We start from the raw sequence: 11,212 nt of genomic DNA, 5'->3' as shown, positions 1-11,212 counted from the left end.
GCGGCAAGCTCCTTTGCTAGTTTATTCAAGTTTCCGAAGAACATGAATATACAGCATTTTTGTTTGTCGCACTTCTAGTTAGAATTTGCCAGCGTTGTTTTAAAATTCATTTTTTCTTAAAAAATTTTTGCTGGGTACTTTATAAAATACTAATCCGTTTAATATAGGGGAAGCTAATGAAAAGGATAGTTCAGAGTGTGATGCTAGTGTGCGTATCCTCTGGCTCTTTATTTGCAGGTATGATGCAGGATAAAGAGCCACCAGCCCCTGCATGGCAATGGGTTGGGCAGTTCAGTTTGGGCGCTGCATGGTCGAAGGCTGGTGAGACACAGACGTTTTATTTAAACCCAACGATTGAAAAAAGCTACCGAGCTTCTAAAAAACTTAAAGGGATGCCGAGCGGGGAGTTGTTTTTTGGGGTGCAAAAAGTCCTTTCAAGCCCAATATTGGGGCAATTGGGATTGGTTGTGGCAACGACAGGCAATGCGAGAGTCGATGGCATTATCTGGGATGATGCGGACCCACAATTTAATAATTACACTTATCGCTATAAAGTGCGCAATACGCGCATTGGCGTTAAAGGCAGAGCTTTATTGGATAAGGGACAAAAACTGGTGCCATATGTGAGCGGCAGTGTCAATATTGGCTTTAACCGCGCGCATGACTTCACCAATAATCCACTCATATTTCAAGCCATACCGAATGAGAATTTTGAAAGCCATATCAAAACAGCGTTTAGTTACACTTTAGGCGCTGGAATACAAACGCCACTAAATAACCATTGGCATGCGGGTATTGGTTATGAGTTTTTAGACTTTGGCAAAAGTAATTTGAATCGAGCGCCGGGTCAAACGATGGGCTCGGGTTTGAGTTTGAATCATTTATATACCCATGGGATATTGGTTAATGTCACATATGTAGCATAAGGAAAGAACATCATGGAGCGAACGAATAAAACATCATTTAAAAACTTGCTATTAGCAATACTGATGACAAGACTACTAGTACCAACTGCGCATGCAGGTGGGCCAATGTGGACGTTTACCCCACGAACAGCAACTACAGTTGCAGTACCACCTGGCACAACCGATAGTGTCCAGTACACCGTGACCAATCAATCATCTCGGCCAAAAAACTTAAAGCTATTAGCAACATCCGGTTTAAGTCAGGGTGGTGCTTGTAATTTAGCGCCAAAAGGTAGTGCAGGCAGTAGTTGCACATTAACCATTAACATTAATGGTAGCAACATCCCCGCAGGCGGCATCCAAAGTGGCCCGAAGATTTGTCAAGCCAATGCCAATGGCAGTGCCAATCCGAATCAATGTTATCAGCCATCTAAAGCCAATGTATTGCATATTGTCAAACTACCTAATTTAAGCATAGGCCAACCATTTCAGGGTGGGGTTGTGGCCTGCCTTAATGGGGGTAAGAATAATCTAATAGCAGCAACGGTTGATAATAATAACGGTAACACCATCATATGGGGTGGTTTTGGAACAACAACCGGCGCAACCAGTACAACCGATGGGGCTACCAATACACAAACCATCGTTGATTGTTTAACGAATGGTGCAGGCGCTTGTGCTGGCGGTATTGATGTTAATACCTACGCTGCAGGCATATGCTCTACTTACGAAGTCGATGACCAAGGCAACACACCCTGTGTATCCGGAAACACCTGTTATGATGATTGGTTCTTGCCGGCCTCACCAGCTGTAGGTGGTATTCCATCAAGCCCAACATCTCAGCTAGACTGTTTGTGGTTTAATAGAGCTGCCATTGGCGGTTTTGCCAATGTCGTCTACTGGAGTTCTACCGAGTTCAATGATATCCTCGCTTGGTTCCAGAACTTCTCCAATGGCTTCCAGTTCAACGACAGTAAGAGCTTCAGCTTCCGAGTTCGGTGTGTCCGGGCTTTTACCCCTTAACCCCTTTACCCCTTTCTTGAGGCAGAGAAGCTGCCTCAAGATTTTTTTTTTTGCGATAGATTGGATTTAGATGTATGGCGCTTTATACTGCCATACCATAAGGGGTCGGACCATGATAATTACAGGTTGAACGCTGGTGTTTGTGGATGCCAGGAAACTGTTGATTTCCATAACGCTTGCAATCATTGCAGTAGAGTTTATAGGCTTTAAACTCTAATATTGTGCGACGATGGCCGATCAATTCATGAAGGACCCTGCGCATGTAAGATGATTTCTTCCTAACATACTTATTCTGACAATGAGTGCATCGAGGGATGCGTTTATACTTTATATGCAATAATATGGTTGATATCCGCTCACTTTTTCTTTAGTAAATCCAGGTAAATTTAGGATAAGATTAGTCCTAGGCACTTTAATCTCCTTTTTGATCGCTAAATCAAGGTATTAGGTTAACCTAATAACGATTAAAGTGCCCCCTTAATTGGTGTAGAGCCATTTTAATCAAGTTAGTCTAAACTAACTCTTTAATTTGACGGTCAAAAGGAGGATTAAAATGCTCCCTTATTTGGGATAGAGCGAGATATCGCTATTCTTGTGCCAATCTCCCTATAAACCGATCATCTTTCGAATAATGCTATTGACTAAATACTTGGTTGGTCTCATTTCCTTTTGTCGCTTCAGATCTTTGGTTTTCTTCTGATCTTCGCATACAGCCTGAACCAGTAAAAGCCAATCGTCCTGATGTTTTACCGTTTCTTTTTCCCAGTGTTCAGAATGTGCTTGGATCTTTTCTAGTTCATTTCCGTCAAACCAAAGCCCATGATTGTTACAGCATCTGTCAATTATAACTCCTGATGCATAAGAATAATTGATCGCATTCATAAGCTCATTGCATTTTGGACAATTTTCTACAGAACGCTTTTCATCTGCTGGGACACCGGCAAATGCTGTGATTATTGCTTGGTGAATCAGAGCATCGTCAAATTGTTTTTCTTTGGTTTGAAGGATCCTAACTAACTCCCCTTCGTCAAGCCAAACACCCTTGCACTTTGGGCAAGTATTTGTCTCAACCTGTTCATACATTTTCGTCACTAAAATATCTCCACATCGAGGACAGTTCATTTTCCCACTCCGTTCTTGATGATGCGATGAAAGATCGTTTTCTTTCTTTAAGAGTAGTTTGTAAAACCATAAAAGCCAAATAATTCACTCACAAATTAGAAAACGACCCCCTATGTAGTCCCTATTGGTCCGACCATAAAAAATCAGGCTCCACCAGCACTCAAGCCAGGGGGTTTAGCGAATCACAAAGCTATGCCTACCAGGCAATTCCCTTGATGCGTCCTGAGCAAATCATGAAGATGTCTATGGATAATGCCCTGATTATCAGAACAGGGCATTCACCTGTAAAAGAAGGGCAGTATATCTGGTACAAAGAGCCGGATATGAAAAATTTAGTTTTTGCGCCATCAAATGTACCCATTCAGTCCATAGAAATTGTTGGCTTTGATCATGAGGCAAAGTTTAAGAAAAAATCGACAAATGGTGATGATGAGCTGCTTTAATTTCTATCCTTTATCAAGGACCTTATTTTTTCAGAGACTTTAATAGCAATAGGCTAAAATCGAATACCTTATTTTTTTCAATAGATTGGAAATTCGGATTGAGCGTTTATTATTGCGGGGGAGTAAAATAATCGTTTGGCCGTAAAATGGTCGTGGTGCAGGAAATATTCCGACAGGGGCGCCAAAATGTTCGCATTCTTTGCAAATGAGATCTGTTACAATGATATATTTATAAAAAGTATGGGGGATCAGTAAATGATTACACTATATCAATTTTATCGAGCTTGGGGTTTACCGAGCGCGAGTCCATTTTGCATGAAAGTGGAAACGTATTTGCGTATGGCGAACTTGCCCTATGAGACCAAATTTATCAACAATCCGCAACAAGCCCCGAAAGGGAAGCTGCCATATATTCAAATTGATGGCGTAAATTATCCTGATAGCGAATTGATTATTGATGAGCTTAAAAAGCGCTATGGTGATGCATTAGATGAGGATTTGACTGAACAGCAGCGGGCTTTGGCTGTATTGCTTGATAATACGTTTTGTGAACGGATGTATTGGATAGTTGTTTATATGCGTTGGCAAAATGATGCGGGTTGGGCAGTGGTTAAGGAAGGATATTTTGGGAAATTACCCGCAATACCTAAATTATTTGTACCTTCGATGATACGTAAGAAAATGTTAAAAGCGCTTTATCTACAAGGAAATGGTCGGCATAGTACAGAAGAAATTATTGGATTAGGTTGCAAAACCATGGATGCACTTGCCTGCATCCTGGGCGACAAGCCTTATTTCTTAGGCGATAAACCAACGAGTATTGATGCTACTGCTTTTGCATTTATCGCGAATATGCTCATGAGCCCAATCAATGATGCATTAAAACAGCATGCGCTTCAATTTGATACTATAAAAGCATATTGTTCACGCATGTGGGATATATATTATGCTGACTTTCCTAAGCCGGCAATGTAGGGGTGATATGAATGGAGCAACAATATGAGCAAACAAAAACCCTTAGTTATCATCACTGGTGCAGGAATTGCGAAACAATTTTCACAAGCAGGTTTTTCACTTGGGCTTGAAATTCAAGACAGCATCTGCGCTTGCTTTAGTGAGTCGAAAGGACTCTCTTTCAGACTGGCAACGAGTTTAAGAAAGAGAGGTCCTTGATTATAAAAAATTCACGCGGTTTTTGTAGCGATTTGCAGCCTCTTCAAATTGTTTTGTATATTTATCGACTGGTAACTGAGCACGTGGATCGAAAAACGTTAATTGATGCACAGAATGTTCGTATAATTTTTTTGGCATTATTGTAGTGTGCTTTTCAAACAGTTTTTTTGTTTCTTCATCAGGTAGACCAACAACATAAGACGCAATATGAATAAACATATCAATTGGTAATGAATCCCGTCTAATTAAAACAATTCCCTGTAAAAATAAAATATGTACTTCCGTCTTTTGCCATGGGTCTGACCATTTCACTGCTTCCGAAAGACTAACATGATGTACACTAGTTAACTGTTTTATGGTGTTGCATCTAGTAATTAGCTGATCATCTTTTAAATTAGGATTTACCTCTATTGCTCTTCTATAAATTGATTTTCTTAATGTCAAATCTTCAATAAATGGCAAAACTCGCTGAAAAGCATCTTTATTATCTAGATGACCACCATTTATGAGACCAAGAACTAGAGCATCTTGTGCCATAGAAAGATTGAGTATCGACTTCTTTTCTGTTGGATAAGCTTCAATTACTGCAATAGCAATGTTATATTGTTTTTCAGCCTCTGCTACAAATCCCCCTGTTGCATAGTTGGCAGCTAATTCAATTGCATGAAATTCCTTCGGCATTTTTTCCATTAACCTTCCCAAAAGGGTTGCATTTTTAACTAGCTTTGTGTGACCACCAATAGCAAGTGCAGTTATGATATAATGTCGATCGCCACCTTCTAAAAGCATTTCATTCGCTTTATCCATGTTCCCAACAAGGCTATATCCTTGTCCGGCAAGCGTTCGTAATTTCTCTCTACGTTGCGGACTGTTTTGTCCCTTTTTAACGATTTCATCAACAGCCAGGTGGTTATTAGCCATTGCATACCCTTTGATAACAGAGTCGGGTAATCCTATGACTTCTTGTAAAAAAGCCAAAGATTCGTGATCTCCTTTTTGGGCAAGATCGACAAAAGGATTGCATTGACAATTCAAATCATAGTTATCATCCAGGACTTTCGTATCCGCTACGGCATTTCTTATGCCTTGATCATTTCTTACCTTTACATGCTGATAGATATTATTGAACAGAGTCAGTTGTGAAAATCGTGTTTGAAAGAACTCGTGGACATCAATCATAAGGTCACTCCTATTTGCATCATTATTAATCTTGGTTTTTAGAATTTTTAGATTCTCTTTGTAATTATCAATCTGATTTGAGTCACGATTGCGTCTAAAAAGTTATGTGGCACAAACCAATGCATACAGACATAAATAAATCCATTTAATTGCTAAGTTATTAGCAATTAGTTGAGGACTAATCAGATGCCAATGTTGTAATTGATAATAAGTTCTTAAAAAATTGGTTGAGTGTAGGGGAAGGGAATAATTTTATGACTTGGATATCTTGATGTTTGTTGAATAAAAACCAAAGAGTGGGAATTTGCTAAATACTTACTTTTAATCCTATTGTTTCGAGTATTTGTCATTCTACTTTGATCCAAATTAATACCACTCTTTATCTAACAAAGATCTGTTGGGTTAAAATCATGGGCTAATGGTACTAAAAAACAAGTTCAGTTTCCATACACATTGTTTTTTCAAAGCAAAATGCAAACGCAACTAAGTTAGCAAGCCCGTTTGCTTGCAAATGGGGAAACCACCTAAGTTTTTAATGTCGGGCTTAAAGAATAGGGGGCATGGTCACGGCTCGGATTTCTCCATGTTGGGATAGAATTACGTGGGGTTTGATAGGAATTCTGAGAATGGTGCATATTGACCACCTGGACGTTCTATTATTTCACCACTTTACACAAAATACGATCCATGTTAAGGTTCACGCAAATCGAATCAAAACAAATTGCAATAGAGTTCGCATTCAACATGATCAACTTAGTGTTTCAACGCAGCAAATTCCCTAGTCACAAACTCATTGACATCTACTCCTCTTACTAATTCAAGCTCCAGACCCAGTAGTCGTAGGTTGAGTCATTGACCCAATGAATATTCGCCAAAAGCACCTAAACGTTGGTTCAAAAAACCTCTGAAACTAAGATTGCACCCTATGGTTCTGTGAGCACATACACTAATTATTGTTATCCCTCAGAGGAGAGTTGTGCAATGACAATACCAGAGAACAGTTTTACGATTAGGTTTGAAAAAAAATATGGAAAAGTCCAATTTAATTTACTGATAGATAATTTAAATAAGCTTCTAGGTAATGAAGAATGTATTGGTGCTATTAGGCGTTTTAGTGAAACCACTTTTGAAAATTATGAAAGTTGGGAAAATTTTGGTTACTTAAGAGAATACGAGAATAAGGATAAAGGATATTTGAAATTTCTTGCTTGGGTCCATATAAAAAGCCAAACAAGTAAATTGGTACAAATTCATTATACAGACAAATACTATGATAACATTATTCGGTTGGGAATTTCTGACGACCCCGATTTTACATTTGCTTTATTAGACGGAGTAATAATTCATAAGCTCGAATATAGATCTTGGTTTAAAACCTTGTTTAGTATAGCTGAGGAGAGACCTGATTTCACGCACCCGGTTTTAGAAGTTTGCTTGTTAAAATTAATTAATAACGGGGCTAATTATTTCAGGGGAACTGACAGAGGAAAATATAATTCTTGTGATGAATTTAAGGATATAAAATCAATCGTTCAAGCTCGCCCCTACAGTATATTTTCTAGAATTTTATATCACGATGCCATTATCCGGGCATACCCTACACATCTATTAGATTTTAAAGAAGCAAAGATTAAGCTTAAATTAGACCCTGAGTTAATAAATAAGTTGATTCCAGAGCCGCTCTCAAAATCACAATGCTTAGGCTTTAAAAAAAATATCGAATGCTTAGGAATAAATAACTACATTGATCAGGATGAAGTTGATTGCATTATGAATATTTTGGATGGCCGAACTTTAACCTACTCAACTCCTGAATATCCGCCAATACTTACTAAATTTCTGCAAGGTGTAGGGTCCTCTAAAAAATCTCCCCCCACTTTAAATGAATTGATAGCAAGCTTATATATGCAATTAGACATATATAAAGACATGTTTGATAAATTCTTTGTAAATAGGAGTTTTGCAGTACTAAGGGAACCGATAGAAAGCAGTTTGAAAAGTTTAGAGGAATTTTTGTTGCCCCATAATCGAAGTGAGGTCCTTAGGTATTTCTCTGAGCAACCATTAAATCCAAATCCAACAACCGAAGGTCCAATATTAGAATTATGCTCTATTGCAATGCATCCTGATTTGCCAAAGGAAATGCAATCCAAGGTTATTCAATTAATTGATGAAATTAGTTCATTGAAAATTCAAGCCGTGAAAGTTATTAAACTTGAAAGCTCTGGGTCGATTGACAAGACTCTACCTCAAACATCCCTCTCTTTCTTTGATAAACCTTCATCAAACAATAGTTTAGCATCAAAGCAAGAAGAGTCGCAGTATCCCAGACACGGATAGGGATGCATAGTGGACAGGGAGTTAAACTCGGTGGGCAAAGCAAAGTGAGCCCACCAAACCATCTAAATAACACCGAAACTCTGTAATATCCGCTTCAAGCGGTAAATATCTAGTTGAAGAGGGTACGGGTTGCATTTCATTGTGGCAATACCAAGGCAAGCAAATAATAATTTATTCCCCGGGAGTTTTCTTAGGAGTAGGATCAACGGTAGTCCTTCCTGACGTAAATCAAGAATGTCGAATTTGGAACTCCGAAAGTATTTAATCGTCAAGGTTAATAAACTCAATGCTAAAACAATTTGTAAACATTGATTCATTTGCCTGTTTCTAAACCTTTTTTGCATAAAAATGAATTTTATTTGAGCTCCTTCGAGGGAATTCGTAAAATCCCCGTTTATTTTCCTATTGAATATTGCCAAGGCTATAGGTGTCCAAAAAACACAAGGGTGGGGTGGATGTTAACTTCTACTTTGGTAGCTCATCAAATTTAGGGGCTTGAAGTATGAGATCATACCAATAGGCGCGACTTTTGTAGAAAATGTGCCCTGTTGGTGGAATGTTCGGATGCCCATCTAGGCTGCCTGCTGGACATTGGACGGTATTGCTATCATGATCCATAGCCTTTGGCAAAGCGCTTCCACATCTTTCGCAAAAAGCCCGGGCAAAACGACAGTTGGCGTGTTGGTAAATGGTTGGCTTCTGTGCTTCACTAATCCAATCTATTGCTGCGCTTTTTAAAAATAGATTACTTGCATGTGCTGAGCCACTTGTTTTTTGGCAACGAGAACAATGGCAAAGCATAAAACAGTGAAAATCACCACTGATAGTAAAGCGATACATCTGGCACAAACAAGAACCTTTAACTTTGTCTAGCTTCATATTGATCTTCTATAAAAAATTATCATTATACATAAATATTCTCTCTGGTCCGAAACTAAATGGGGTAGTGTCCCAAAAACACATAGTTATTCGGTTGTTCTAGGAAAGCAACGAATGTTGTGCTAAACTACAAATGTAGCAATATAACACATTTGGTGAATATTATGGGTATTCCTATTAGAATTGATGATGACATTTATGAAGATGCTAAAAAAATTGCTAAGGCTGAGTGTCGTTCAATCCCAGGGCAAATTGAATTTTGGGCAAAAATTGGAAAGTGTGCTTTAGAAAATCCAGATTTACCTATAGAGTTTGTTAAGGATTTGTTGATATCTAAAAACTCTGATCGATCTCTTGCTGAGCCTTTTGATTTTGATGAAGAATAATATGGATGATATATCTGTAAGCCAAATGCCGGCTTTTAAAAAAGTATTCAAAAAACTCCATACAAATCAAAAGGAAGAAGTTAAAAAAGCAATAAAACAGATTATAAAGAATCCAGAACTAGGTATAGCCAAAAAGGGTGATCTATCTGGTGTTTATGTATATAAATTTAAAATTAAAAACCAAGAATATCTTTTAGCCTATGAGTGGAACCCAGAAGAAAGAGTATTGCTAGCTTTGGGGGTTCATGAAAACTTTTACAGGGATTTGAAACGCTAAGAAATATTGCGCCCCTAAATCATACATTTTTGAAATGGCATTTCTTTTGGATTTGTAATGCCCCCAAAACCCCAAAGAAATTGGACTCGTCAAAGAAGTAGACTCGCATGGAATGGAATATAGGATTGATAGTAATTAGTCGGTTTGGTAGAAAATTCGGAATTTCCGATTTTTCTCATTACATCCTTTCTAAAAACTCTCCAAATCATTCTGTAGCAAGGTTATAGTGATAGTGCCATAGGGGGTCTGACCAAAATTTTCTCTTTATAAACAGAGAGATGCCCAATAAATAGAAAATATTTTGGTCGGACCCCTATACCCTGCTTTTATCAGCAAATTTTTCTTTCTCATCCGTATTGAATCCTGTAACATTGCACTTTTAAAAAGCATGTATACAAAGCGTTATTTTGTGGATACACCATTGTTTAGATACCTCTTAAATTCTAAGCACATGATTTGTGTTAGTAGATTACTTTTATTCATCTTTTTTTCTAGGATAAATGTGAGGTAGTTTGAACAAGTAAATTTTTCATCTTTAAGTTGCCATAATAGAAATGAACCAACTTATATGGGTGCTATGTTAAACAGGTAATCTGTTTTCGAACGTTAAAGTAATATATAGAGACTTTTTATGGAAGTAAGAAAATTAAATTATGCTGAGTTTCTCCTAGAAAAGCAAAAGATATTAGAATTGGTGTCGGAGTGGGAAAAAGAAGCAAAAGACAAGCATAATGAAAAAGCAAAAGAATTGATTAAAAATAATTCATTTTTTTCTGATAGTCTTACTAAGAACCGTAGCATATCATACCAATTCTGGATTGACTCTTTGATGGATATGAAATCTTTTTTAAAAAAAGAATTGTCAAAGGAAGCGGGTGAGGAGCTTGAAAAAAATGGTTTTGCCTTTTTTATTGCCCATAGTAATGGTGCCGTAAAAGGTATTGCTCTTTTAGATGGCATACATAATTTTACTGATCAAGCTAATGAATTTTTTGGAGTTAAACTTGGCAGTCAGTATGAAGTACAAGATATTATTATTTCTGCATCTTCTATGATTGATAGATATTACCCCGCAAAGGACAAATTAGATAATACAGTGCTTCGCACAGAGAAAGAATTAATAAAATCAATAGTGCAGCATGTTAGAGGATTCGGTGAACCTAAGCCAATTATAGTACGGCCACACTTTCAAGATGATTATTCAGCTACATTTTTTACAAATAATGCTTTTCAAAGGAATTGTGGGGCATTTGGAATAAGTTTTACATTGGAGGTGAACGCTTTTCCATATATAAATAATACAACTCAAATAGAAAAAATTGCAGGAAATGACGTTCTGGTTATTGAGAATTATAGCCATCCTAATTTTGTATGAATATAATAAATAAATCATCTCATAGGGGGTCTGACCAAAATTTTCTCTTTATAAACAGAGAGATGCCCAATAAATAGCCTTAATTTATGCTCTTAAAAGCTATTTTTGAG

Annotated in this window: 12 protein-coding genes and 1 pseudogene; 9 read left to right on the top strand and 4 right to left on the bottom strand. The window is 37.5% G+C overall.

The genetic code is table 11. The annotated features are described in order from the left end of the window. Window positions 1-176 precede the first annotated feature (176 nt). Together AB3348_RS15090 and AB3348_RS15085 are read left to right on the top strand one after the other, a co-directional pair. On the top strand, window positions 177-926 hold the full coding sequence (locus AB3348_RS15090) for an outer membrane protein (protein ID WP_367608461.1): 750 nt from the start codon (window positions 177-179) through the stop codon (window positions 924-926). 12 nt (window positions 927-938) lie between these two features. Next, window positions 939-1,928 carry a hypothetical protein gene (locus AB3348_RS15085; protein WP_367608460.1) on the top strand — a complete coding sequence of 330 codons (990 nt, stop codon included), beginning with the start codon at window positions 939-941 and terminating at the stop codon, window positions 1,926-1,928. 82 nt (window positions 1,929-2,010) lie between these two features. Here AB3348_RS15085 and AB3348_RS15080 read toward each other — a convergent pair whose 3' ends face one another. Together AB3348_RS15080 and AB3348_RS15075 are read right to left on the bottom strand one after the other, a co-directional pair. Then, the gene (locus AB3348_RS15080; RefSeq protein ID WP_367608459.1) at window positions 2,011-2,190 is read right to left on the bottom strand and encodes a hypothetical protein; all 180 of its coding nucleotides are present in this window, start codon (window positions 2,188-2,190) and stop codon (window positions 2,011-2,013) included. 344 nt (window positions 2,191-2,534) lie between these two features. Next, window positions 2,535-3,050, bottom strand: coding sequence for a zf-TFIIB domain-containing protein (locus AB3348_RS15075; protein ID WP_367608458.1), 516 nt, complete (start codon window positions 3,048-3,050; stop codon window positions 2,535-2,537). A gap of 149 nt (window positions 3,051-3,199) precedes the next feature. On the opposite strand from AB3348_RS15075, the pseudogene AB3348_RS15070 reads away from it, so the two are divergent. The 3 genes and pseudogenes from AB3348_RS15070 to AB3348_RS15060 all read left to right on the top strand — a co-directional run. Next, a pseudogene (locus AB3348_RS15070) lies at window positions 3,200-3,493 on the top strand (type IV secretory system conjugative DNA transfer family protein); the annotation flags it as partial. Window positions 3,494-3,748: 255 nt separating this feature from the next. Further along, window positions 3,749-4,468 (top strand): glutathione S-transferase C-terminal domain-containing protein, encoded by a 720-nt coding sequence (locus AB3348_RS15065; protein WP_367608457.1) that lies wholly within the window; start codon window positions 3,749-3,751, stop codon window positions 4,466-4,468. 24 nt (window positions 4,469-4,492) lie between these two features. Continuing rightward, window positions 4,493-4,666 (top strand): hypothetical protein, encoded by a 174-nt coding sequence (locus tag AB3348_RS15060; protein WP_367608456.1) that lies wholly within the window; start codon window positions 4,493-4,495, stop codon window positions 4,664-4,666. Here AB3348_RS15060 and AB3348_RS15055 read toward each other — a convergent pair whose 3' ends face one another. Then, entirely contained in the window at window positions 4,667-5,845 is a 1,179-nt protein-coding gene (locus AB3348_RS15055) for a hypothetical protein (protein WP_367608455.1), read from the bottom strand. A gap of 981 nt (window positions 5,846-6,826) precedes the next feature. Between AB3348_RS15055 and AB3348_RS15050 the strand changes: the two genes are divergently transcribed. Further along, entirely contained in the window at window positions 6,827-8,185 is a 1,359-nt protein-coding gene (locus AB3348_RS15050) for a hypothetical protein (protein WP_367608454.1), read from the top strand. Window positions 8,186-8,650: 465 nt separating this feature from the next. On the opposite strand, the gene AB3348_RS15045 is transcribed toward AB3348_RS15050, so the two are convergent. After that, entirely contained in the window at window positions 8,651-9,064 is a 414-nt protein-coding gene (locus AB3348_RS15045) for a GFA family protein (RefSeq protein ID WP_367608453.1), read from the bottom strand. A 164-nt stretch (window positions 9,065-9,228) separates the two neighbouring features. On the opposite strand from AB3348_RS15045, the gene AB3348_RS15040 reads away from it, so the two are divergent. The 3 genes from AB3348_RS15040 (at window position 9,229) to AB3348_RS15030 (ending at window position 11,102) form a co-directional block, all read left to right on the top strand. Continuing rightward, a complete protein-coding gene (locus AB3348_RS15040) occupies window positions 9,229-9,450 on the top strand; it encodes a ParD-like family protein (RefSeq protein ID WP_367608452.1) in 222 nt (73 codons plus the stop codon). Window position 9,451: 1 nt separating this feature from the next. After that, complete coding sequence (locus AB3348_RS15035) at window positions 9,452-9,727, top strand: type II toxin-antitoxin system RelE/ParE family toxin (RefSeq protein ID WP_367608451.1); 276 nt, start codon at window positions 9,452-9,454, stop codon at window positions 9,725-9,727. Between the two features lie 631 nt (window positions 9,728-10,358). Continuing rightward, window positions 10,359-11,102, top strand: a complete 744-nt coding sequence (locus tag AB3348_RS15030; protein ID WP_367608450.1) for a hypothetical protein — start codon at window positions 10,359-10,361, stop codon at window positions 11,100-11,102. Window positions 11,103-11,212: the final 110 nt, after the last annotated feature.

The organism is Legionella sp. W05-934-2, assembly GCF_964199965.1.
Classification (GTDB): Bacteria; Pseudomonadota; Gammaproteobacteria; order Legionellales; family Legionellaceae; genus JAFIFT01.
Note: the sequence above shows the minus strand (reverse complement) of the source record. Positions and strands in the feature narration are given on the sequence as shown.